Annotated in this window: 27 protein-coding genes and 2 tRNA genes; 7 read left to right on the top strand and 22 right to left on the bottom strand. The window is 32.4% G+C overall.

Annotated elements, in window-relative coordinates; translation table 11 throughout:
• Positions 1–18: 18 nt before the first annotated feature.
• The 3 genes from spoVG to BN1075_RS01700 form a co-directional block, all read right to left on the bottom strand.
• Positions 19–297, bottom strand: coding sequence for a septation regulator SpoVG (spoVG, locus tag BN1075_RS01710; protein WP_040191290.1), 279 nt, complete (start codon positions 295–297; stop codon positions 19–21).
• Positions 298–397: 100 nt separating this feature from the next.
• The gene (gene purR / locus BN1075_RS01705) at positions 398–1,225 is read right to left on the bottom strand and encodes a pur operon repressor (protein ID WP_040191289.1); all 828 of its coding nucleotides are present in this window, start codon (positions 1,223–1,225) and stop codon (positions 398–400) included.
• Between the two features lie 201 nt (positions 1,226–1,426).
• A complete protein-coding gene (locus tag BN1075_RS01700) occupies positions 1,427–1,657 on the bottom strand; it encodes a hypothetical protein (RefSeq protein ID WP_040191287.1) in 231 nt (76 codons plus the stop codon).
• 304 nt (positions 1,658–1,961) lie between these two features.
• Between BN1075_RS01700 and murC the strand changes: the two genes are divergently transcribed.
• Positions 1,962–3,341 (top strand): UDP-N-acetylmuramate--L-alanine ligase, encoded by a 1,380-nt coding sequence (murC, locus tag BN1075_RS01695; protein ID WP_040191285.1) that lies wholly within the window; start codon positions 1,962–1,964, stop codon positions 3,339–3,341.
• A 93-nt stretch (positions 3,342–3,434) separates the two neighbouring features.
• Positions 3,435–4,367, top strand: a complete 933-nt coding sequence (locus BN1075_RS01690) for a PhzF family phenazine biosynthesis protein (protein WP_040191284.1) — start codon at positions 3,435–3,437, stop codon at positions 4,365–4,367.
• Here BN1075_RS01690 and BN1075_RS01685 read toward each other — a convergent pair.
• From BN1075_RS01685 to BN1075_RS01675, 3 genes are all read right to left on the bottom strand, one after another.
• A complete protein-coding gene (locus BN1075_RS01685) occupies positions 4,364–5,617 on the bottom strand; it encodes a glycoside hydrolase family 10-like protein (protein WP_052406333.1) in 1,254 nt (417 codons plus the stop codon). The two genes, BN1075_RS01690 and BN1075_RS01685, sit on opposite strands and share 4 nt — an antisense overlap.
• Before the next feature lie 279 nt (positions 5,618–5,896).
• Positions 5,897–6,322, bottom strand: a complete 426-nt coding sequence (locus BN1075_RS01680) for a hypothetical protein (protein WP_040191283.1) — start codon at positions 6,320–6,322, stop codon at positions 5,897–5,899.
• Positions 6,323–6,383: 61 nt separating this feature from the next.
• Positions 6,384–7,754 carry an aldehyde dehydrogenase gene (locus BN1075_RS01675; protein WP_040191282.1) on the bottom strand — a complete coding sequence of 457 codons (1,371 nt, stop codon included), beginning with the start codon at positions 7,752–7,754 and terminating at the stop codon, positions 6,384–6,386.
• A 272-nt stretch (positions 7,755–8,026) separates the two neighbouring features.
• On the opposite strand from BN1075_RS01675, the gene BN1075_RS01670 reads away from it, so the two are divergent.
• Positions 8,027–8,102 (top strand) — tRNA-Pro (locus BN1075_RS01670).
• A gap of 133 nt (positions 8,103–8,235) precedes the next feature.
• A tRNA-Pro gene (locus BN1075_RS01665) sits at positions 8,236–8,311 on the top strand.
• Between the two features lie 33 nt (positions 8,312–8,344).
• Here the strand turns inward: BN1075_RS01665 and BN1075_RS01660 are convergent.
• Positions 8,345–8,758, bottom strand: coding sequence for a hypothetical protein (locus tag BN1075_RS01660; RefSeq protein WP_040191281.1), 414 nt, complete (start codon positions 8,756–8,758; stop codon positions 8,345–8,347).
• Between the two features lie 201 nt (positions 8,759–8,959).
• On the opposite strand from BN1075_RS01660, the gene BN1075_RS01655 reads away from it, so the two are divergent.
• Positions 8,960–9,613 carry an HAD family hydrolase gene (locus BN1075_RS01655; protein ID WP_040191280.1) on the top strand — a complete coding sequence of 218 codons (654 nt, stop codon included), beginning with the start codon at positions 8,960–8,962 and terminating at the stop codon, positions 9,611–9,613.
• Positions 9,614–9,651: 38 nt separating this feature from the next.
• On the opposite strand, the gene ybaK is transcribed toward BN1075_RS01655, so the two are convergent.
• On the bottom strand, positions 9,652–10,128 hold the full coding sequence (gene ybaK / locus BN1075_RS01650; RefSeq protein WP_040191279.1) for a Cys-tRNA(Pro) deacylase: 477 nt from the start codon (positions 10,126–10,128) through the stop codon (positions 9,652–9,654).
• Between the two features lie 126 nt (positions 10,129–10,254).
• Between ybaK and BN1075_RS01645 the strand changes: the two genes are divergently transcribed.
• Positions 10,255–10,707: a hypothetical protein gene (locus BN1075_RS01645; protein WP_040191278.1), complete on the top strand. Its 453-nt coding sequence runs from the start codon at positions 10,255–10,257 to the stop codon at positions 10,705–10,707.
• 123 nt (positions 10,708–10,830) lie between these two features.
• On the opposite strand, the gene BN1075_RS01640 is transcribed toward BN1075_RS01645, so the two are convergent.
• Complete coding sequence (locus BN1075_RS01640) at positions 10,831–12,735, bottom strand: endonuclease MutS2 (RefSeq protein ID WP_040191277.1); 1,905 nt, start codon at positions 12,733–12,735, stop codon at positions 10,831–10,833.
• 626 nt (positions 12,736–13,361) lie between these two features.
• Here BN1075_RS01640 and BN1075_RS20520 point away from each other — a divergent pair.
• Entirely contained in the window at positions 13,362–13,850 is a 489-nt protein-coding gene (locus BN1075_RS20520) for a YmaF family protein (protein WP_052406332.1), read from the top strand.
• A 316-nt stretch (positions 13,851–14,166) separates the two neighbouring features.
• Here BN1075_RS20520 and BN1075_RS01630 read toward each other — a convergent pair whose 3' ends face one another.
• The 13 genes from BN1075_RS01630 to fliQ all read right to left on the bottom strand — a co-directional run bounded on the left by BN1075_RS01630 (position 14,167) and on the right by fliQ (position 25,083).
• Positions 14,167–15,513 (bottom strand): FAD-binding oxidoreductase, encoded by a 1,347-nt coding sequence (locus BN1075_RS01630; RefSeq protein ID WP_040191276.1) that lies wholly within the window; start codon positions 15,511–15,513, stop codon positions 14,167–14,169.
• A 385-nt stretch (positions 15,514–15,898) separates the two neighbouring features.
• Positions 15,899–16,030 carry a hypothetical protein gene (locus BN1075_RS22315; protein WP_268871530.1) on the bottom strand — a complete coding sequence of 44 codons (132 nt, stop codon included), beginning with the start codon at positions 16,028–16,030 and terminating at the stop codon, positions 15,899–15,901.
• A gap of 137 nt (positions 16,031–16,167) precedes the next feature.
• Positions 16,168–16,560: a hypothetical protein gene (locus BN1075_RS01625; protein ID WP_040191275.1), complete on the bottom strand. Its 393-nt coding sequence runs from the start codon at positions 16,558–16,560 to the stop codon at positions 16,168–16,170.
• A gap of 89 nt (positions 16,561–16,649) precedes the next feature.
• A complete protein-coding gene (locus tag BN1075_RS01620) occupies positions 16,650–17,396 on the bottom strand; it encodes a C39 family peptidase (RefSeq protein ID WP_052406331.1) in 747 nt (248 codons plus the stop codon).
• Between the two features lie 29 nt (positions 17,397–17,425).
• Positions 17,426–17,689, bottom strand: coding sequence for a flagellar motor switch protein FliN (gene fliN, locus BN1075_RS01615; protein ID WP_052406330.1), 264 nt, complete (start codon positions 17,687–17,689; stop codon positions 17,426–17,428).
• 2 nt (positions 17,690–17,691) lie between these two features.
• Positions 17,692–18,582 carry a FliM/FliN family flagellar motor switch protein gene (locus tag BN1075_RS20515; RefSeq protein WP_052406329.1) on the bottom strand — a complete coding sequence of 297 codons (891 nt, stop codon included), beginning with the start codon at positions 18,580–18,582 and terminating at the stop codon, positions 17,692–17,694.
• A 15-nt stretch (positions 18,583–18,597) separates the two neighbouring features.
• The gene (locus tag BN1075_RS01605; protein ID WP_040191273.1) at positions 18,598–19,359 is read right to left on the bottom strand and encodes a flagellar hook-basal body complex protein; all 762 of its coding nucleotides are present in this window, start codon (positions 19,357–19,359) and stop codon (positions 18,598–18,600) included.
• Between the two features lie 11 nt (positions 19,360–19,370).
• Positions 19,371–20,144: a flagellar hook-basal body complex protein gene (locus tag BN1075_RS01600; RefSeq protein ID WP_040191272.1), complete on the bottom strand. Its 774-nt coding sequence runs from the start codon at positions 20,142–20,144 to the stop codon at positions 19,371–19,373.
• 10 nt (positions 20,145–20,154) lie between these two features.
• On the bottom strand, positions 20,155–20,871 hold the full coding sequence (locus BN1075_RS01595; RefSeq protein WP_148315435.1) for a sigma-70 family RNA polymerase sigma factor: 717 nt from the start codon (positions 20,869–20,871) through the stop codon (positions 20,155–20,157).
• Positions 20,872–20,887: 16 nt separating this feature from the next.
• Positions 20,888–22,948: a flagellar biosynthesis protein FlhA gene (gene flhA, locus BN1075_RS01590; RefSeq protein WP_040191269.1), complete on the bottom strand. Its 2,061-nt coding sequence runs from the start codon at positions 22,946–22,948 to the stop codon at positions 20,888–20,890.
• An 11-nt stretch (positions 22,949–22,959) separates the two neighbouring features.
• A complete protein-coding gene (flhB, locus tag BN1075_RS22060) occupies positions 22,960–24,027 on the bottom strand; it encodes a flagellar biosynthesis protein FlhB (protein WP_052406328.1) in 1,068 nt (355 codons plus the stop codon).
• Positions 24,028–24,052: 25 nt separating this feature from the next.
• Complete coding sequence (locus BN1075_RS22055; RefSeq protein WP_052406327.1) at positions 24,053–24,808, bottom strand: flagellar biosynthetic protein FliR; 756 nt, start codon at positions 24,806–24,808, stop codon at positions 24,053–24,055.
• 5 nt (positions 24,809–24,813) lie between these two features.
• Entirely contained in the window at positions 24,814–25,083 is a 270-nt protein-coding gene (fliQ, locus tag BN1075_RS01580; RefSeq protein WP_040191268.1) for a flagellar biosynthesis protein FliQ, read from the bottom strand.
• Positions 25,084–25,091 lie beyond the last annotated feature (8 nt).

Raw genomic sequence — 25,091 nt, 5'->3', positions numbered from 1 at the left:
TCACTCCTTTTAGAATAGTTATTCTGCCTCTACTTGTTCCTCATTTTTTACCTTTTCATATTCATCAAGTATAGACTTTTGAATTTTCTCTCTTGTTTCAGTGTTAATTGGATGAGCTATATCCTTAAATTCTCCATCAGGAGTTCTTCTACTAGGCATAGCTATAAAATTACCGCTTTGACCTTCAATAATCTTAATGTCATGTACTACGAATTCATTATCTAAGGTTATAGAAACTATAGCCTTCATTTTTCCTTCAGTAGTAATTTTTCTGATTCTAACGTCTGTAATATTCATGAAAACCCACCTCCAAGATGTATGCTCTCATTTATTATTCTACCTAAACATTGCAATTCCTTCTAATTGTCGAAACTTTTTCCAAATTTTAATAAAATTCTTAATCATTATGGATAGAAGGGCTTACTATTGCAATACCATCTTCTCCAATTCCATGAAAATTAACTAATGAAACGTACTTATCTACTAGCTTCTCTTTAATTTCCACACTATCTATTAAAAATCCACTTCCAAGAAGTTCACTATCAAACTCACTTAATAACTCACGTATTCCTTTAGCAGTTCCTCCACCTCTCATAAAGTCATCTATAAATATACATCTGCTGTTTCTTCTCATAGATTTTGTAGACAAGGACATAGTTTGCAGTCTGTTACTTGACCCAGATGCATAATTTATACTTACTGTAGTTCCTTCAGTATACTTTGTATCGTGTCTAACTGTAACTAATTGCACACCTAATTGTTTTGCCACTTCATATCCAAGAGGAATCCCCTTAGTTTCAATGGTTACTACATAATCTACATTCATATTTTTAAATGCAGCTGATAAAATTATTGCAGCACTTTGAATAAGACTTGGATTATAAGCTATATCGGTAATATATAAGAAGTTACCAGGAACAACCCTTGATTTATCTCTTAATAATTCACACAGCTCTTCTATAAATTTTGCTTTATCATATGCTGATTTCTCGTTAATAAACTTAATTCCGCCTGAAGCTCCTGCAACTGTTTCTATCCTTCCCATAGATAGTGTTTCTAGAACCTCTCTTACAATAACAATATCTTCACTTATTGTAGATTTTGCAGCATTGAATTTTTCCGTAAATACATTTAGCGTTATAACTTTATTAGGATTTTCAGTCAAAACCTTTGTAATTCCAATTACTCTTTGATTTCTATTAAATTTACCTCTACCTTTTTCCATTTAACATAATACCTTTCCGAAATTTAACTATATTTTAACCTTTAATGTTCACCTTTATTCTATTATTCTATATGTTTTCATAATAAATGTAAATATAGAATTGGCTTAATACCTAAAGATATTCCCCTATGTAAAATGAAAAAAATAAATCTCTAAATTATTCCTGCTTAATTTATATTAACTGCACACTAAGATTTTAAATTAACTGCACATTACTATCTTTGCCGTTAACGGATTCCTTTTAGCAAACTCATTTGCTTCTTGAATATTTCTTGCTTTAAATAATAATTTACCACCGTTCTTATTTAAAACTCCTCCACATAACATATACTTGCTTCCTCTTATAGTTGTATCCTCTAGAAAATTTATCCCCTCTAAACCTTTTCCATCAGCCTTATACTTTAACTCTATAAATAATCCACCGTTTCCCATAATTCTTCCTCCAAACTTTATAACAAAATCAAATCACACTGAACGTTTGTTCTCTATAACTAATATAGCGAACAAACGTTCAAATGTCAACATGATTTTTCTGAAATTTATAAATAGTATATTCGACTTATTCATCTCTAAACTCATAAAACTATGTAGATATCATTGCAATTCCTATGATTCTTTATAAAATTCTTGTGTTTTTTATATGAGTTTTTGTATATAATTTATAGTAGAGATTTATTTCCTACACTATTAATCATAATTAAAATGTGATTACTGTATTACATAAGGAGTTGTTATTATGAGTTTTAATTTTTTAAAAGATACACACAAAAAAGTTCACTTTATAGGTATAGGTGGAATCAGCATGAGCGGTCTTGCTGAAATCCTGCTTAAGAATGGTTATAAAGTTTCAGGTTCAGATATGAAAGATTCAAAGCTTCTGCAAAGCTTAAGAACAAAAGGAGCAGAAGTATTCATCGGCCATAATGCTGATAATATAAAAGATGTAGACTTAGTAGTATATACCGCTGCAATAAGTGCTGATAATCCTGAGTTGATCAAGTCTAAGGAACTTGGATTACACATGATGGACAGAGCTGAATTCCTTGGAGCCATAATGCTTGGTCATAAATATAATGTTGCCGTAGCTGGAACTCACGGAAAAACTACAACTACTTCAATGATGGCACACATAGTCCTTGAAGAGAAGGTTGATCCAACAATCCTTGTTGGAGGAGAGCTGGATGTTATTAACGGTAATGTACTTGCAGGAAATAGCGATTACTTTGTAACAGAAGCCTGTGAATATAAAGCTTCTTTCTTAAAGTTCCATCCATATATAGGAGTAATTCTAAATGTAGATGCAGATCACTTAGATTACTATAGAGATATAAATCATATTAAGGATACTTTCAACGAATTCATTAATATAATTCCTGAAGAAGGTTTCTTAGTTTGCAATAATGATGATGATAATATAAAAGACATATTAAAAAATGCACACAAATGCAATGTAATGACTTACGGAATTAACTCTGGTGAATATACAGCAAGAAACATCAGTTATAACGCTCTTGGTTGCGGTTCTTACGATCTTTATAAGGGTGAAGAACTATTATTCCCAATTAATCTAAACGTACCTGGTGAGCATAATGTTCTTAACTCATTATCAGCAATCTGTGCATCATTAGCTCTTAATATATCTAAAGATGCTATTATAAATGGATTATTTAACTTTAGAGGAACTCATAGACGTTTCGAGTTTAAAGGTGAAAAGAATGGTGTAAAAGTAATCGATGACTACGCACATCATCCAACAGAAATTGCAGCAACCTTAAACGCCTGCAAAAACTATCCACACCAAAATCTATATGTTATATTCCAGCCTCACACCTACACAAGAACAATAACTTTATTTGATGAGTTTGCAAGTACCTTTGACAACGTGAACCACTTAATTCTAGCTGACATATATGCCGCTCGTGAAAAGGATACTGGAGTTGTAAGCTCAATGATGTTAGGTGATGCAATAAGAGCCCGCGGCGTTGATGCCATAAACTATCATAGTTTTGAAGAAATCGTTAATCACTTAAAATCTGTGGCTAAAGAAGGTGACTTAATTCTTACTGTTGGAGCAGGAGATGTCAATGTCATTGGCGAAATGTATTTAGCAGACTAACTTTCTTAAAATCAAAGCAGCTATTCCTTCATGAATAGCTGCTTTAATTAAACTATAAATAGTAATCAATAAATTTATATGAGGTGATGAAACATGAAAAATAAATATCCTAACAAAGCTTACATAGTAAATGCCTTCACAAAAGATAATATTGGAGGGAATAAAGCCGGTGTCGTAATCGACTGTGAACACCTTACCTCTGAAGAAATGCTTAAAATAGCAGCCCATTTAAACCTTTCTGAAACCGCATTTATCACAAAATCATCAAATCCACTCTACGATTATGAAGTTCGTTTTTTTACTCCAACAACAGAGGTAGACCTTTGTGGACATGCTACCATTGCTTCTTTTTATACCCTTGGAAAACTAGGACTACTGGATAACAGTAAGGAAAAGCTTCCTTTAAAGCAAAAAACCTTAGCTGGAATTTTAGACATAGAAGTTAGTTTTAAAAATGGCAATATATCTTCCATTCTTATGACTCAAACAAGTCCTGAGTTCCATTGCTATATAGAAGACCTCTCTGACTTATGCTCTATTTTAGGAATATCTCCACTTGAGGCTGGCATACCTGGTATTGAGGTAAAACCAATGATAGTTTCTACAGGCCTAAAAGATATAATTTTCCCTGTTAATTCACTAAATACCTTAAAGAAAATAACCCCTGACTTCGGAAAGTTAAAAAATTATACCGACAACTTAAATATAGTAGGACTTCATGCCTTTACTTTTGAGACAGAAAATACAGACAGCTCTGTTGCCACAAGAAATTTTGGTCCAAGCGTTGGAATAGATGAAGAAAGCGCCACTGGAACCTCCAACGGCGCTTTATGTGCATACATAATGAAGCATAACCTTATGGATTTTTGTACTAATTTACAAATAAGCTGCGAACAAGGTTATTACATGAATAATCCTAGTGAAATTCTTTGCCAGGGCTCCATAGAAAATAATTTAATCTCAATAAAAGTTGGTGGCATAGGAAGTATTGAAAAAATAGTACCTTTACCCGACTTATTAAATTAAAATGCCTTTTTCAAGTTTTCAATTTCACTATTAACCTGTCCTGAAACTGGAGATGCTGGATTAAACAATGAGTCATATCTATATATAAAGACACCAGAGCAGTTCTCGAAATTACGAGCAGCCTCTAGCTGTCTTTTTAACATATCACTATTGTTTATCCACTCCTTCGCACCAGCACCTGCCCATTTATCTTCACTACCAATCTTATAAGCAGCAAGACCAATATACAAATCCACTGATGGTTCTGTAACCAGATTGCTGAAACTCTCAACAGCACTAGCAAAATCACTACTTTGATTTTCAAATCCATAGTATACCTGTGGGCATATATAATCTACATATCCCTTATTTTGAACCCACTTCTGAACATCTATATATTGAGAATTATAATTGTTATTCATTGAACCTTGAGGGCTAATTCCAAATAAAACCTCAGAATCAACTTTCTTTATTGCTTCATAAACCTGCTTTACCAAGGTATTTACATTTTCTCTTCTCCAATCCTCCAAGGATAAGGTTCCTCCATTCAACAAATAGTTTCCAAAAGTAATCTCATCTATTGAGCCCTCAGTACTTGGATAAAAATAATCATCAAAATGTATCCCATCCACATTATAATTTTGTACGATTTCCTCAACCCCATTAACAATAAGCTGCCTTACCTCTTCTTTACCTGGATTATAATAAACTCCCCCATTATATTGAATAACATAGTCACCGCCTTCATTCATCCACTTTGTAGCTGGACTTTGCTCACTTATAACTTCTTTTGAGGTTGAAGTTCTTACTCTATATGGATTAAGCCACGCTTCAATTCTTAAATCTCTTTTATGAGCTTCTTTAACCATAATTTTTAATGGATCATATTTAATTGCTTGTCCCTCTGTTCCGCTGCAAATAAATGACCATGGATAATACTGAGACTTATATAAAGCATCTGAAAAAGGTCTTACTTGTACAATTACTGTATTAAGTCCAAAAGCCTTTATATTTTCAAAGGCACTCTCAATGTTCTTTGTGAATTCAGCTTCATCTTTTCCTGTTAACATTGGCGCCAAATCTATGTATGATAACCAAACACCACGAACTTCCCCATCAATTGCTACGTGTTTTTTCTCTTCATTACTCACTAAATCCTTGATGCTAAAATCCAACTTTCCACCTTTATTATTATCAAATTTCACAATCCACACCAGCCATCCAATTATCACAAGAATTATAGCTATTGTAGCCAGTTTTATCTTATCCACTTTTCAGCCCCCTCTTCATTAAGTATATTATTATCCTTCAATGCAACCTATTTATTTAGATATCTATTTGAACCTGCCTTTAAACCTAAATCAATTTATATACAAGTTTTCAATAATAGCCCTTGAAAATAAGCTTCGATTATATATATGTAGTGTTTAAATAGATTAGACTACAATTGTATGTCAATTAAAAATGACCGAACCTAAAACTTACAGGTCCAGTCATCTTAACTAAACAAATTAAAACTATTTCTTTAAGCTTATGCAATACTCGTTTTTCTATCTATGTTTAGAAAACACCTTCCACAGCTCATCTATCTCGCTTTTCTCTAAAAAGCTAGTAATTATTCTGTAGTCCTTCTGTCCTACATAAAACCCTATTCCTTTTTTAGATAAAGTTGAGCTTTTAATATCCTTAAAATAGAAAGTTTTTGACTTTTCATCAACATTGTTGTTAATCTCAATTTTATCCTTAAATAATTTGATATAGGCAGCCTCATTTAATCTTCTTACCTTTTTTATAATAGTAATAGTTAGTATTAGACCAATCAAAGCAAAAGCTAAAACTAATCTTCCGTAAAAGTCACTTTTAGTTACTAATAAACCTATCGAAATTATAAATAATAAAACCGTCAATAAAATACTCGTTGATAACTGCTTTCTCATTTGTGATTTGGCAGCTTCACTAAACTTATAAACCTTCATTGTTTTCTCCTTTGTTAAAGCATCTTTTCTTCTTGATTATAGCAACATACTTTTAGTTCTTCTACTTAAAAATCCTTTTGAAAATCTTAAGTTTATTACCGAATGGCGGATATCTCAACGGAACATCTAAGGCAAATCCTTTATCAACAATAGACTTTTCATGGGTAAATGTATTAAAGCTTGCTACTCCATGATATTGTCCCATTCCACTTTCACCCACTCCACCGAAAGTAAGATTACTTGATGCAACATGAAGTATTGTATCATTTATACAAACACCTCCTGAAGACGTTCTAGAAATAATCTTATCTATATTTCTTCTATTGTTAGAAAAGAAGTATAGCGCCAAGGGTTTAGGTCTGCTATTTATAACTTCAATTACCTGATCTAAATCTGAGTATGTTATTATCGGTAAAATAGGTCCAAAGATCTCTTCGGCCATAACCCTATGGTTAAAATCGACATTATCCATGACAGTTGGAGCAATATATCTCTGCGCCCTATCAAAGTCTCCCCCAATTTTAACCTTATCTTCATCTATATAGCTGACTAATCTATCAAAGGCTCCCTCATCAATAATTCGCCCATAATCAGGGCTGTTTTTTAAATCCTCACCATAAAAAGCTTTAATATATTTTTTCAATCCTTCAATAAGCTCTGCTTTCCTAGACTCATGTACAAGAACATAATCTGGAGCTACACAGGTTTGACCTACATTTAAAAATTTTCCCCAAGTTAATCTCTTTGCAGTGATATCCATATTAGTATCTTCATCTATAATACACGGACTCTTTCCACCTAATTCTAAGGTAACTTCAGTTAAATGCTTTGATGCAGCCTCCATTACAAGCTTTCCAACTCTTACACTGCCAGTGAAGAATATATAATCAAACTTCTCCTTTAACATGGCCTCATTGCTTCCCGCCCCTGCATTAACGACTTTAACAAATCCAGGTTCAAAGGTTTCTTCTATGAGCTTAGTCATTGCCTCAGTGGTGTATCTGCTTTTTCTAGATGGCTTAATTATTGCTGTATTTCCCCCTGCAATAGCCCCTACTAAGGGTGCCATTGTCAGCTGAAATGGATAATTCCACGGACTTACAATCAGAGTTACCCCATAAGGCTCCCTATAAAGAATATTTTTTGATGGAATATTTGCCATAGATGTTCTTACTTTTTTCGGTTTTGCCCATGATTTTAGCCTTTTAATTGCAAAGGTTAACTCATCTAAAACCATACCAACTTCAGCCATATAGCCTTCAGCATAACTCTTCCCTAAATCTTGTTTTAAAGCCTTTAATATAAGCTCCTCATTATTTACAATAGCACTCTTTAACTTCTTTAAGTTATTGATTCTATTATCCACTTCCAATGTCTTTCCTGAATTAAAGTACGTTCTCTGAAGTTCTATTATACTCTTTATGTTACTCATTGAATTATTCTCCTTATAAAATCTATTAAAATCACATTTAATTTTATGAACTCTCTCCATTAATGCTGTAAAATAAATACCTACAGTAATTATATCATTGTAAATGAATAATTTTTATTTTTATTTCTATTATTATTTACCTAATGTTTCTATATTTCTTCATTTGAGGTGTTATTTTCATCCCATTTCTTAAATATAAATATATTTTTTTGAAAAAAACATAAAAAGTTGTTGACTTCTTGTCCATAATATCATATAATAACTTTTGTCGGCGGGGTGTGGCGCAGATGGGAGCGCGCGTGGTTTGGGACCATGAGGTCGCAGGTTCAATCCCTGTCACCCCGACCAAAAGGAACATAATAAATGTTCCTTTTTTTATTTTTTAGTACCTTTATAAGAAAGACTATTTAAATTTCATATGAAAGATTTTATAATTTTTCTTGACTTATAAATAATAATGTAATATAATAATTCTTGTTAGCGGGGTGTGGCGCAGATGGGAGCGCGCGTGGTTTGGGACCATGAGGTCGCAGGTTCAATCCCTGTCACCCCGACCAAAAGGAACATTAATAAATGTTCCTTTTTTTATTTTAACTAAATCTTATATGAAGTATTAAAACTACAATATAAATTAAAGCAAAGATCCTATGATACCTTCTTAAACTTCCCGATTTATCCTTATATATAAATTTATGAATTATCCCCATAAAACAAACTATCGCAAATACAATAGCAACTAATATCCCCAAAAATGAAGTCTCATCACACCCAGTCATTATAATGGTATGAAGCATTACAGATACACAACTTCCAAAGGCAAAAATACCATGATCTTCTTCTAACATTTTTGCTAAAGAAATAGTTACATCCACAAGCCTCTTATGATTTCTTTTTGATAATCCTCTTATAAAAATATTATAAAACTCAGCAACGATAAAATTCATAATAGAACCTATAGTTAATATAACTGCAATTATTCCCCAAAAGATACCAATGTTTCTCACAATTTACCCCCGTTAACTTTCTCTCCGTATATTTATATGCACATGTTTCCTTGTCATTCTAACAACTCTTCAAAATATAAACATTTAGCAAATCCCCCGTCCATAATTAACCCGACTTGATCTCTTGAATAATTACTTGAACATGTTATACTCAGAACGTAGCACAAATTACTATTCTTTAAAACTTTGGGGTGATAATATATGTTTAATAATATAGAAGCGGCCATCTTTGATATGGATGGTACTATTGTAGATTCAATGTGGATTTGGGATGAGATTGATAGGGAATACTTAGCCAAGCATGGCATAGATGTTCCTCCAACCCTTAGTACTGATATAGCACACTTAAACTTTCACGACGTAGCGCTTTACTTTAAGAACACTTTCAACCTACCCTACGAGCAATCTGAAATAGAAAGTCATTGGAATGACATGGCTTTTGAAGCTTATGCTAAGAAAATAAAATTAAAGGATGGCGTAAGAGAATTTTTTGAAATGTTAAAATCAAAGAATATAAAAATAGCTTTGGCAACAAGTAATAATATGTTACTTTTAGAAGCATGCTTAAAAGCTAATGGTATTTATGAATACTTTGACTCTATAACCTTAACTAGTGAAGTATCCCGTGGAAAGGACTTTCCTGATGTATATCTTTTAAGCGCTGAAAAACTTGGTGCCACTCCGGAAAACTGTGTAGTATTTGAAGATCTTCTTACTGCAGTCAAAGGCGCTAAGCAAGCTGGTATGAAGGTTATCGGCGTATATGATGAAGCTTCTAAAGAACAGCATGCCGACATGAAGGAACTAGCTGATGATTTCATTGTAGATTATCACATTCTTTCTCAAGCTATATAAAGACAGGCTATACAGTTTTTTCTGTATAGCCTGTTTTCTTATTGTGTAATTTCTTCTGTTTTTCCATTGATTAATTCAATCAAATCCTTAGGATTTATCTCTATTTGACATCCGATTTTTCCACCACTAACAATTATGGCTTCAAAATTTTCACAAGACTTATCAATAACCGTTGTGTAAACCCTCTTCATGCCAACTGGAGAACAGCCACCTCTTATATATCCTGTAACCTTATTTATTTCTTCAACCTTTATCATATCAACCGATTTTTCGCCAACAACCTTAGCTGCAGCTTTTAAACTCAATTCTTTCTCTACTGGAATTACAAAAACATAATATTCATTACTGACGCCCTTAGTAACCAAAGTTTTAAAAACCTTGTTTACATCTTGATTTAACTTATGAGCAACGGATACTCCATCAATTTTACCATCCTTGTTCTCATAGGTATACACCACATAATTTATTTTTTCTTTATCTAATATTCTCATGGCATTAGTCTTTGGATTAGCCACAGAACTCACTCCTTCCATATCCCATATATTAATTCAATATCTCTTTATTTAAAATTCTGTTATATGTCTATTATACAAACTAATTGAATATATTTATACAATCAAACGCTTTTATGGAGGGAATTTATGATTAAAACTATCTTTATTTACATCTTACTCCTGGTCACTGGTGGCTTAGGAATCTCTTATTATCTTCTTATTGATAGATACAATAAATTAAACTTACAAACCAGAGTACTATCAAGACAAAATAGTGATTTAACGGCTCAGATAAACTCCATAAATAAACCAACTGATAATATACAAATCTACTATAAAACTAAGCCATACAATGCAGGCTACACCATAAGACCATGTTCATTATATATTGCACCACTTAGCAATAGCGCCACTCTTCGTAGTCTTCCATCTAATACGAAATTAGAAATCACTGATTACGTAGAAGCCTATGAACTTTCTTGGTACGGTGTTAAATTAATAATGAATGAAACGGTGAATATAAAAGGTTTCATTCGAGAAGATTTTATAACTGGAGTAGATGTAGTAGAAACTCAAGTAGTCTCTAAAAGATATTATTAAAAATGCTTCTCCTCATTCTATCTAAAGGAATTATCCACCCAATAAGTTTGAGTAACCAAAGTTAATTTTGATTATTCACTTAAAAATAAGCTGCTCCTTACTATTTAAGGACGCAGCTTATTTTTAATTTATTTCCTTACGATCTTTCATCTCTTTTTGTATCTTCTTTAAGGCTTTTTTCGAACCTCTTGCAATATCATGTTCAAGCTTTCGGTCTTTATACTTCACAAAAAGCTGATTAAAATCATAATCCTCTGGATATAAATCTACCGCACTGGCTTCAAGCTTAACACGCTTACAATTCACTTCTATAAATTCATCTTTAACTAACACCACAATATTATTAAATCTATCAGCTTCCTTATAAACAATGCCTGAAGTATTTTTATCTAAAACAATAACTCTATCTCCTTGGCTATACCCATTATAAAGCTTAACTTCCTTCTCTTCCTCTGATGCCATGATTTTCTTGCTTTCTTTTAGAATATCATAGTTATAATCTTTATTATTAATATATCTTTGTGCTCTTTTTATAACTTCATCAGAAATCCCCATTTTCTTAGATATATATAAAGCATTACTTTCTCCACTCCTTCCAATATGAAGTCTGTAAAGAGGTTCAAGGGTTTCTTTCTTAAATTCCATTGCAGCATTTTCAAAATCAGGATGATTCTGCGAGAAATTTTTAATCTCACCATAATGAGTAGAAGCAACAGTGATACAACCCTTGTGATAAAACTCTTCTAAAACAGCTATAGCTAAAGCAGCGCCTTCATTAGGTTCTGTTCCACTTCCGATTTCATCAAATAGAAGCAGGGTGTTCTTGTTACTTTCTTTTAATATAGCTCCTAGATTCTTAACATGAGATGAGAAGGTACTTAATGCATTCTCCACACTTTGGTTATCGCCTATATCTACAAATATTTTATCAAATACAGCAATTTCGCTGCCCTCTTCAGCAGCTATGTGAAATCCACTTTGAACTGCTAATGTCAATAATCCTACAGTCTTTAGCACAATTGTTTTTCCACCTGCATTAGGTCCTGTAATAATTAAACTTCTATAATCTTCTCCAATAGCAAAATTTAAAGGTACTCCCTTTTCAATAAGGGGATATCTCCCCTTCTTAATATTAATATAGCCTCTTCCATTAAGTCTTGGCTTTATTCCATCAATTTCTTTACTATACTTTGCTTTAGCTAAAATCATATCATACTCTGAAATTACCTCTATATTAATTTTTATCTCCTTAAGTCTCTCATGAAGTAATTCCGTAAGGAGTGCTAATATCCTATACTCTTCTACAGACTCTTCAGCCTTTAATATGGAAAGCTCTGAAGTAAATCTTGAGATTGATGAGGGCTCCACAAAAACTGTTGTACCCTTTGAAGATACTTCAACTATAGTGCCTTGCACTTGATTTTTAAAGGCTGCTTTTATTGGTACAGTATACCTTCCATTTCTCTGGGTGACAAAGGTTTCCTGAAGCATCTCCTTATTGGCTGAACTTCTAATAAACTTCTCAAGCTTCTCTTTTATCTTACTCTCACAGTTTTCAATATTCCTTCTAAGCTTTCCCAGTTCTTTACTGGCATTAGAATCAACCATAGTTCCTTTTATTGAAACTCCAATTTCTTCTTCTATATATTTTAACTCTGTAATATTTTCCCCATAGGCACTTAAAGTAGGTGCATAGCCTTCTTTATCCTTTATAAAGATTTTTACGCCTCTGCAACCACGTAAGAAGTTATCCATTGTGATTAGCTCATCAGGCTCTAAAACCCCGCCTTTTTCAATTTTATCTATTAATGGATTTATATTAAACACACCCTTTAGAGGCATATGATAAGATGCATCAATAAGTCTTCTCCCCTCAGAAGTTTCATCCAGCATTCTATTAATCTGCTTAATATTATTGCTTGGCTGCAGCTTATCGATTAACTCCTTTCCAAGTCCGCTGACACAGTGAGCTTTAACCATTTCCTTCAATTCATCATAATGTAATTTTTCTAAAGTATCTTTATTCATCTCTGTCCTCCCAATAATTATGAGGTCACGAATCTTCATAGATTCGAAAAATATAAAAAGCTATGGATACTACCACAGCTTACCTTCACATAACAACAAAACTTCTTCTAAAATCACTTTAAATCGGTATTCTGCTAAATAAGCTCGAATACCTAAATCTCCTTCGAAGTTTCATTTAAAGATAGATATACTATCTTACAGTAAATTCGTGGTTCCTCGTATCTTTTTAATAGATATAATTAATTCCGCGACAAATAAAGGTGCAAAACACACCATTTTTGCTGAATTTAAATTTTACTATCTACTAGATACTAGACACTCACCAAATTCCCTCGCCTTCATATTTTCAAATCTATGTACATTAATGGTACTTTACCACTTAATAAAAGTCAATATATACTTAATCAATATTACACTTAATAATCTAGATACCTCCTGATTTTAAAAGTTATAATATACCTTATTATATAATAGAGTTCTAACTTCATTGTATAACTTAATATTTGTTTAAGGTGATAAATTAACTAATAAACAAGTTTTATTTTTTATTAACAAGAATTTAAAGTAACATTTTTAAGTTTTTTTCATAGTATATACTATGCTTACGGCATACTGGGGGGAAAATAATGTGTAATCAAGGATTTAATAATTCTTTCTTTAATGGTGATTTTGATAGAGATGATAGAGACGACAGATGCGATAGAGATGAAAGATGTGACAGAGATGACAGGGATGACAGATGTGATAGAGACGACAGACGTGACAGGGATGACAGATGTGACAGAGATGGATTCCCAACTCACACTCACGGATTCATCGGAAATACAGGAAATAATTTAGGACACAATCATGGCTTCTTTGGTGTTACTGGAAGAGCTATACCTTGTGACAAATCACACGTTCATAAATTATATATAAACACTGAAAGTTTCAATGGACATTTCCATGAAATCTGTGATACTACAGGACCTGCAATATATATCGGAAATGGAAAACACATTCACCGTGTATCTGGATGTACTCAAAGGACACTTGGTGCTGCACGTAATCATGCTCATAGATATAACTTTGCTACTCTAGTAGATAACCCAAGTGGTTGTGAAGAAAGACCTTAACACAAACCTATAGATATGTAATTTAAAATAATAGGGCTACAGTCAAGCTAATACTTGGCTGCAGCCTATCTAAAACTACAATCATCTTTTATAATTCTTTTGAAAACAGAAATATACATACTCTATGGCTATAACCTGCCTTAACCTTTATCCCCCCCAAATTAATGGTTAAGGAAACTCCTTCTTATATTTATTCAAAGGAGTGATCTTGAGTAACTAAATCAAAGATTTAGACTATCACTTAAAGCGTAGCCCTAGAGTTATATAATTATCCATAATGTAAAGCCGCGAAATCCCACTCGCGGCTTTATTATTTTTATAATCCCTGTTCAAAACCAAAAATTCTATATGGATCATATTTTTCTCTAAGATCCTTCAATCTTTTTTTATTATCCCTATAATAATCCTCTAAATAACTCTCATTCTCTGCAAGTGGAAAATTAACAAAAGCTCCCTTTGTATATTTCTTAATTACATTATACTTTTCAACTGTCCAAGCTCTATTTCCTTGTGCATACATCGAATCTTCCCAGACTGATTGAATCCCCATAATAAATTGGGCATCTCTCCAAGCAAATGCCGACAATTTCTTATTGCCTTCATGCACCTTACCCCCTAAACCATATAAAGATATTGCTGCATAGGTTGATCCTTCTGCACTATCTTCTATTAAACTCACAAGCTCTTCTGCTTCTTCTCTTGAGTAATCTCGTAATACAAATCGGCCTCCTGATTTATAGCTTTCATAATCTGGATGACTATCTTGGATTTCTTCGTTAACCTTAAATACACTCATATACTTCATTGTTATACATAGGTCACAATGAAACTCTTTTATTGGCATAATCGCTAAATTCGCTTCTTTTTTCGTACCATAAAATATGCCTGTGAATTTAACGCCAATTCCTTTCTCTTTTGAATTGTATACTGCCATTTTCAAATTACATCTATTATCCAAGGTTTTAAACAGCTGCTGATAAATTAAAAATAATTGAACTCTATCTTCCTTCGGCAATTTAGGACAATCTATGTTAATTAAAGTTGCATTCTGAACCTTTTCTGGAAGCTTGAAGGTTAATGATGTGACAACTCCAAAATTGCCTCCACCAGCACCCTTTAATGCCCAAAGCAATTCTTTATTCTCAACTTCACTAACAATTATTTTTTCACCCTTATAATCAATGATTTCTGCCCCTATTAAGCTGTCACAGCCTAACCCAAACATTCTGGCGGAATATCCCCATCCACCACCTAAAGTAAAACCTACTGCACCTACGGTAGGGCATCCCCCTCCTGGAAAAGGATAACCGGCCTTTCCTGTAGCTTCATATAACTCCCTATTCCTAACTCCACCCTGAATTGTAAGAACCCCTTTTTCTTCCTCTAACATAATATTATTCATTCTACTTACATCTATAATTAAAACATCATTACCATTAGAGTACCCTTCATAATGATGTCCACCAGATCTTACTCTAATTCCAACTTTATTTTTTCTAGCCCATATTATTGCATTAATAATATCCTCTTCCTCTAAGCAATATACAATTGCTAACGGATATTTTTTAACAGCTCTATTCCATTGCTTTCTATCTTCCTCATAGCTGAAAACATCTCTTGTAACTATATGTCCTGTTAACCCTTTAAAATTTAACTTCTCCATAACACACCTACTTCACTTCAAATCTCTTTAATATGATGATATCATAGTTAAAAGAAATATTTAACCTTTCCAATTTGTCAAATATTTTCTGACAAATATATAATATACTAAATGAAGCTGATTAAGGAGTTACTTTAAATATGAGAAAAAACAATAAATCAAATATTCCTGAAACATTTCCCTGTGAAGTATGTGGATATACTATGAAAAAATTCAATCACGTATATGATAATAATCAATATGGTAAAACCTATTATAAATGTGATAATTGTGGACATAAAATATGCAAAATTAACTAAAAAGAACCGGCAGCACTAAAGCTGCCGGCTGGGTTTCTTTTCTTCTCCGCCAGATTAATAATAATCAGTATTCTATAGTATCTCTACTAATGACAAGTAGAATTATACTCTTTTATATTTTGAGCCTTCTTCTCTTTTTTATGACTACATCCACAACTATTAGCCTTTTTTTCTTTATCTTGTTTTGAACCACAACCACAACAATGCTTTTCACTCATGATTTATCACTCCTTAAAAATTATAATTTGAGGATATGAACTATCCTAAAAATATTTTGTCCACCTTCTTATTAATAACCCTATGAAATTCTAGAGTAATTTTCTACATTTTATTATATTTAAATTAATTTAGGTGTTTAAGATTGTTTATAGAAAACAGCTGATATTAAAAAATTCGAGCCATATTTTTCATTCTCAATAATTCCATTCTTTCCCCACTTCCCAAAGTCAGCCTTTACAGCTAATGGCCTTAGATCACCATAAAAAGAGAAAGCTCCCTTTGTCCAAACATCTTTATATCCTCGCTTCTTTACTTCTTTTTTTACTTCTTTAAGATTCCTTTTTATTGATTTATTTACTTTAAAAATATTTTTTGAAATCCTGAAAAAATCTTTATAAAATAATGTACTATCGCAATAATGAGCAAAAATCAAACATTTTGTTCCATTACTTAGTTCAATGCTACCTTCCATAATAGTTCCATGCTTTTTTCCAATTTCATGACAACCACTTTCTAAGTTAAGTATCATCAAATCACCACCTTTTATAATAGAGTTACCCAAAATAAAAAGAGTATGATTTTAGTTATAAAAAAAGATGTGAAACAAGTTCACACCTTTTACTTTGAAATAACAATAGCCTGTCTTCCCATAGCTTCCCAAACGCTTTTAAAGCGCTCTAATTCATATCGCTTTTCTTGACCATCATAAGGATCATTAACTATCACTATACCTTTCTCAACTCCAGTAATAACAACAGTATGTTCACCTCTTGGCCACCAGAATTCTTCATTTTCTATATACCAGCTGCTTGTATATTGTACCTCTATTAAGTCTCTCGTTATCCATGCCATGACAGGTTGTCCATTTTTAATTTTTTCAATGATTTGCGAAAATTCACAGCCAGTAATATTTTCAGCAGCTATATACCTATTTATCAAATTAAACATAGGTTGATTAAATGCGCCAAAGGCATTATTATCTCTAGGATTACCTATAAAGTACTCATAAGGACTTTCACCTTCAATTCTGCCATTTTTAAATCCAGGTAAGGCAGCTTTTGAAACTTCATCTGCCAAAGTTTCTTTACCAACACTTACCCCATAAAAATTTAAAAGCATTGCTGAACTTGTAACTTCACAACCTGTAGGAAGCTCTGGAAATTGATTTATTGAAGGAACACCACTAATATAATAATGATTACTTTCAATAAGTTCCTCCGTTTCTTGTATTTCTGTCGATGTGTCAATGATTTCTTCAACACGAAATTTTTGTGGCAATAAAAATATAAATAGAATTACATATGCAGTTAGAACTACATATGCTACATATCTATTACATCTATAAATTGCATTGTCTATTTTCATCACACACCTCAAATTAAAATTTTAAAAGCTTATCTCAAAGTTTTAACTAAGTCATCTGGCTCTAATACCTTAGTTATCTTAATTCCAAAATTCTGTTGAGCAACAACAACTTGTCCATAAGCTATTTTCTTTTCATTTACTAATATTTCAACTTCTTGATTATCTAAAGTATCAAGCTCAATTAAAGAACCTCTTCCCAGCTCCAAAATTTCACTTAAAGCCATTTTAGTTCTTCCTAGGACCACAGTAATCTCTATTGGTATATCTAATACTCTAGCTATTTTATCATTCATTGTTATCTCTCCTTATCAATTATATCAGTTATTTCAACACCTTTTTTTATTCCTAATAATCCTGCTTTAGCCTTATATACATCGGCATCTCCAACACTTATAGTTATATCATCATAAATTCTCTGGTCTAAAAGAATAACATCTCCTGCCTCTAGATTTAATAAGTCATTAATGCTTACTGTTGCTCCACCAAGCTTTGCACAGATATCTACATCTACATTTCTCGTGAAATCTAAAGCTTCCTTAGATAATAATTTTTCTCCCTCTTCATCTAATCTATTCAGTCCTTTGATATTATTATTAACTAAATCTCCAAGTACTGACTCCATGTTTTTGTAAGGCATACAGAATCTAACCATACCAAGTGACTCTTTCTGTAAAGCCACCTTTAGTGCAGCTTCAAAAATAACGTCTTTATTGGTAAGCTTCTGATATTGAACTGTATTTGTATATATATCAACAATATTTATATTCTCATGATGATAAGGTATATATATTCTTCTCAGTAAACACTCTGCTAAATACTTAAATAATTCTAAATCTATATTGGTAAGCTCCCTATCAATAGAATCAATTTTTCCACTACCACCTAATAATGAATCCACTAGGCTAAGTACCACATGCTTATCAAAGAAAATGGTTAAATTCTCTACTAACGGATAAACCCTATATTCTACCACTACATTATTACTATTTACCTTTTCTATAAATTCCCCAAAATTTGTCTGACTTGATTTTTCTAAATCTAATTTAAAATTATCACTTTTAGTCTCATAGCTTATCTGCATATTCGAAGTTTTACAAAATTCCTCAGCCATAGCTACAAAATATCTAATATTCTCTATGGAGAATTTTTCACTCTTTTTAAAGTCATATAATCTTATATCTTCCATGTTATATCCTCTTTCTTACCTTGATTGCAGATTATTTATCATTGACCACATATCATCAGCAACTGTAATTCCCTTGCTATTTAACTGAAAAGCTCTTTGAACTGAAATTAAATCAGTCATCTCCTGTCCTAAATTAACATTAGACATCTCTGTATATCCTTGCATTATACTTGAACCATTTACTACATTTAAATTCGCACCGTCTTTAGTCACAAATAAACTATCACCTGCTGATAAAAAGTCATTATCACCTGTTGCAGTATATAAATTTATTTTTCCTATCAACTCATTGCCAGCATATACTTGCCCACTCTTATCTACAGTAAAATTTTCATTAGTCAATCCTGCTGTTGCATAACTATTGTTATTATAAAACTGTATATCTAATATATTCCCTGCATCATCCACAAGTTTTCCGCTAGAATCAATGGCAAACTCTCCACTTCTTGTATATGCATAAGTATTATTAGGTCTTATAACTCTAAAAAGTCCTTCACCATCTATTGCCAAATCTGTTTTAATTCCAGATTGCTTTAAACTGCCTTGCATAGTATTTCTTATTTCATTACCGCTTCTTACGCCTGTCCCAATATTAGTATTTAGTTTATTAACAGGGTAAGAATCCCTGTTTAACCCTTCTCTGACCAAGTCATGAAACTCAACCTCTAATCTCTTATATCCAGTAGTAGTTGAATTAACCATATTATTAGAAATTACATTTATTTTGTTTTGATTAGCACTCATTCCAGACTTGCTTACATTCATCATTCCGTACATCAGTCTACCCCCTATCTAATAGATCCTATTTCATTTGCTATCTTACTTAAAGTTGTATCCATAATTTGGACAACCTTTTGATTTGCTTCAAAGGCTCTCATATTTGTCATTAAAGCTGAAGTTACATCTATAAGATCTACATTTGAGGTCTCTTTAACTCTATTTTGTATATTATAATTATTTGCTGTTACTGGATTGTTTCCTTCAAATTGATTCTGACCTACTTTATTTAAAGTGTTATAATCTTGAAAATCTACAATATTAAATCTATATGCAAGCCTTGAATCCAGCAAAATATTATTTCTATTATCCATAGATATCTTCTGATTTCCTACGTATATAGGCTCCAGTGCATTAGTGGCTTGGTTAACTCCAAGAACACTATCCCCAGTAGTTGTTACCAAATATCCCATGCTATTTACCTTGAAAACACCATCTCTCGTGTAACGTCTGTTTCCTTCTCTGTCTTCAATAGTGAAAAAGCCTTTTCCATTTAAAGCAAAGTCAGTGTCATTGTCTGTTGAAACTATAGTTCCCTGAGTATAGTTAGTATTAACTTCATCTATTCTCACTCCAGGATTTAAACTTCCAAGTTCCTGTTTTTTACCTTGTCCATTAACATACTTATCTCTATTGCTCAATACTAGCTCATCAAAGCTTTTAGATATTAAGGTTTCACTTTTAAAGCCTGTAGTGTTTATGTTTGCCATGTTATTTGTTATTACACTTTGGCTGGCCTGTAAATTTATCATGGCAGAAATTGACGAATACATTCCTCTTAACATAGTTGCCTCCTTAAGCTATATTATAATTTAATTTATTCATTGCATTTCTCAAGTTTACTATCGCTCTGCTGTGAAGCTGGCACACTCTAGACTCTGATACCTCAAGAACCTTTCCAATCTCCTTTAAGGTCAGCTCCTCATAGTAATATAAGGAAAGTACTAGCTTGTCCTTTTCCTTTAACATCTCAATTGCTTTTGCTAGTATGTCTATCTTTTCATCCTCTACAATCTTTTTATCTGGCAATGAACTTTCATCAGCCTTTATTGTATCTATCAGTGTTATATCATTATTTCCTTGGAAAATCACTGTATCTAAAGATGTGGTAGTCATTATATGTATATTAGTTTCAATTTTTTTCACCTCAGCAGTAGATACCTTTAAAAATTTTGATATTTCTAATTCTGTAGGTTCTCTAAATAAGTTGTTTTGAAGCTCTTTTACTGCATAATTATATTTGTTTATATTTGCAACATCGTTCCTTGAAACTGGAGAACGTCGTCTTATTTCATCTATTATAAAGGCTTTTATCTTCATAGACGCAAATGTTGAAAACTTACAATTTCTATCGTCCTCATATTTATTTGCAGCATCGATTAAACCCATGGTTCCATAGCTTACTAAATCTTCATACTCAATCCCTATACTTTCTGTATAATATTTAGATGCTATATATCTCACTAAATTAATGTTATCTAGTACACATTGCTCTTTCTCAGCTTTATTCAACTTAATTACCTCCCCACTATATATTAACTATTGCATGTGCTTTTATCTGTATTTCATTCGGTATTTCATTTAAAGATAATACCGTAATATTGGGAAATACCATCTCAACAAGTCTTTTAAATGGTGCTCTTATCTTTGGTGACACTAAAATTATTGGTCTATTATTATAAAAATCAACATTTTCACTTATGTCTTTTATACTGTTAAAAATTTTATTTGTACTTTCTGGGTCAACTGCTGGATAGGTTCCATTAGCTGATTTTTGAAGGTTATTTGCAATAAGTCTTTCTACCTCTCCTGATAAAGTTGCCACATTTATGTAATTACTGTCATCCACGAGTTCTGAACAAATCCCTTTACTTAAAGCCATTCTCACATACTCTGTAAGAAGTTCTATATCCTTTGTATTCACTGCACTATCAGCTAAGGTTTCAAGTATTGTCACCCTATCCTTAATTGCCACCTTCTCCCTAAGAAGATTTTGAAATACTTTCTGAACTTCACCTAAAGTCATTAAGTCTGGTATAAGTTCTTCAACAACTACACTGTATCTTGCCTTAGTTGCATCTATTATTTCTTTAACTTCTTCTCTTCCAATTAATTCATGGGCCTTATCCTTGATTATTTCTAATAAGTGTGTAACTAATATGGTTGATGGATCTACAATTGTATATCCTCGAAGTTCAGCTTCTTCAACCTTATCCTTGGTTATCCATACAGCTTCTAATCCAAAACTTGGTTCAATAGCTCTTATACCTTCTATGTCAAGCCCTAACCCCATTGGATCCATACATAAAAGCATGGTTGGCATAAGATCATATGTTGTAACTCTGTTTCCTCTTATCTTGATACAATATTGATTTGGATTTAACTGAAGGTTGTCTCTTATTCTTATGGGCTGAACAATAATTCCCATATCAATAGCACACTGCCTTCTTATTGAAGATATTCTTTGAAGTAAATCTCCACCATTACTTTCATCTGCTAATGGAATTAAGCCGTAGCCTATTTCCACCTCTAAAGGTTCAACATTTAAAAGTTCTGATACATCTTCAACTTCATTTATTGCTCCTGTTTCTTCAACGGCAATTTCCTTACTTTCAATAGCTTCTTCAATTTCCTTTTTATCTTTATTTAAGGTTATTCCAATTAATATACAACCAATAGCAAGAGTAAATAATGGTAACTTAGGCAATCCCGGCATTAAACCTAAAATTATAAGTACTACACCCGTCATCATTATTGCCCTTGGAATAGCCGTAAGCTGTTGTCCGGCCATGCTTGCAAAACTTTCATTATCATCTCCAACAGCCTTTGTAACTAAAATACCTGCCGATGTTGAGATAAGCAGCGCAGGTATCTGGCTAACAAGACCATCTCCGATAGTGAGTCTTATGAAGGTTTCTGCCGCTTCTCCAAAGCTCATATCAAACATCATTACCCCAATTATCATTCCACCAATTATATTTATAATGGTTACGATAATTCCTGCGATAGCATCTCCCTTAACAAATTTAGATGCACCGTCCATAGACCCATAAAAATCGGCTTCCTGCTGCAATTCTCTTCTTCTTTTTTTTGCTGTTCTTTCATCAATCATTCCCGCATTTAAATCTGCATCTATGCTCATTTGTTTACCAGGCATAGCATCTAAGGTAAACCTTGCAGATACCTCTGAAACCCTTCCTGAACCATTTGTTATTACTACAAACTGAATGATTATAATTATGAGGAATATAATTATTCCCACTACATAATTTCCCCTTACAACAAAACTTCCAAAGGATTCAATTACACTACCAGCATAACCTTCTCCTAAAATAAGCCTTGTTGATGAAATATTAAGACCTAATCTAAAAAGGGTTGTTATCAATAATATTGTTGGAAATATTGATAACTGTAGTATACTCGTTGAAAAAAGTGTCATAAGCAAAATTAGTACTGATAAACTGATATTTAAAACCAACAGAAGATCTAAGATAAACGGTGGTAAAGGAATTATTATCATAAGTACTATTCCGATTACTCCAAAGCCCACAATTATGTCAAATCTATTCTTGATGCTTAATTTCTCCATTCTCAACTCTCCTAATAATTTTTCTTATATCTATTTTTAATCTTATATACAGCAACCAAGACTTGAGCTACTGCTTCATACATATCTGATGGCACCTCTTGGTCAACATCAACTTCTTTATATATTAACCTTGCAAGCGGTTTATTTTCGATTATTGGTATATCATTTTCCTTAGCTATTTCTCTAATTTTCTTAGCTAGTAAATCAGCTCCCTTTGCAATAACTATCGGAGCTGCATCAACTCCACTTTCATATTTGATTGCAATGGAGATATGAGTTGGGTTTGTAATTATAACTGTTGCCTCTTTTGCATTTTGAATCATTCTTTGACCAGACATCTGTCTTTGTTTTTGTCTAATTTGAGATTTTACAAGAGGATCTCCCTCCATTTGTTTATACTCCTCTTTTACTTCCTGCTTTGTCATCTTCAGCTTCTGTTTGTGGGAGTATATCTGATAAGCAAAATCAAATACTGCAATCACTACTGCAATAAGTATTGCTACTATAAATAACTTTTTTATTAATGCTATAACCGTGTAAAATAAGTATGGGAAATGCACATTCCCTATCTTTAATATGTCTGTGTAATTGCTTTTAACAAAGGTGAATCCAATGTATCCTAAGGCAATTAACAACACTGTATTTTTGATTAAATTTACTAAAGATCTTTGCGAAAACATATTCTTCAGTCCCTCAATAGGGTTAAGCTTTGAAAATTTAGGTTTTAAAGCATCTTTACTAAATAACAAACCTGATTGCATAACATGAGATGCAACCCCAAAAATCATTACTACAAGTGCTACTGGAAAAAACAATTTAACAAAAGCATAGATTCCTTCCTTTAATAGCCCTCCTGCAAAATTACTACTAAGCTCAGCAGTAAAATCTATCTTTAGAAACGATGCAATAAATAATTTAAGATACCTTATCCCATTATTAGCAAGTATAAAAATTGTAAATACCCCTGCGGCTAAGGTTATTGCATTTGAAACCTCTTTACTCTTTGCAACATTCCCCTTTTTCCGCTCATCTTGCTTTCTCTTTTGGGTGGGCTGCTCCGTCTTATCTGATGCTGACACTCTCTTTCTCTCCTAACATTAATTTCTACATCCAGTAACTTGTCAACAATTGAAGATTAAAGGTTAGACTACCATCTAGAACATTTCCTAAGCCTTTAAATATCTCCTGTATTTCATTAATTACAAAAGGTAACGCTGCTATAATAAAAATAAGACCTACCAGCATTTTAAGGGGCATTCCTATTATCATAACGTTAAGCCCTGAAATACTTCTTGAAATTATTCCCGTAATCAAATCTGTCACAATAAGAATAAGAACTATTGGACTCGCTATCTTTATACCAATAATGAAATACTCTATAAACACTTTCATTATATATCCAAAATTATTATCTATAATTGAGTATCCTATTGGGATAATCTCAAAGCTGTTTAAGATTGAATTTATCATCACATGATGAGCATTTAATCCAAAAAACACTACTAATCCAATGAAGTACATAAAATTCTCCATAATAGTTGCATTTGCATTAGTATTAGGATCATAAGTACTAGACATGGATAAACCTATTTGATAATCTATTAAATTTCCAGCCATCTTCAGGGAGTAGAAGCATAAATTTACTATGTATCCCAAAACTAAGCCATTAACTGTTTCAAGAATTGCAAACACTACAAGTTCATAAGTAGTCCCTGCTGCTATACTTACCTCAATATTAACTCCTAACATGGCAGAGATAAGCAATGAAAAACATACTTTGAAAAGCTTAGGTGTTCTGCTTGGGAAAAATACATTTGCAGCCAAAAAGAAGGCTGATATTCTAAAAAATACAAATAACATATTCATTACCTTGTTATGGTACTTATCATGCTAAATAACTCAGTGGTTAGTAAAACTAGTTTATTTAACATCCAAGGTCCCAAGATTACCATTACTAATATTATTGTTATAAGCTTTGGTACAAAGGTTAATGTCTGCTCTTGAATCTGAGTTGTAGCTTGAAAAATACTTATTATAAGTCCAACTATCAACGATATCATTAAAATTGGGCCTGCAACCATAATTCCTGCCACTAAAGCTTTTTTTACAATTGTCATTATAATTATTTCGCTCATAGCTGTTC

The organism is Clostridium culturomicium (genome assembly GCF_000821305.1).
In the GTDB taxonomy this organism is placed as follows: Bacteria; Bacillota; Clostridia; order Clostridiales; family Clostridiaceae; genus Clostridium_J; species Clostridium_J culturomicium.
This window is presented reverse-complemented; position numbering and strand designations above follow the sequence as displayed.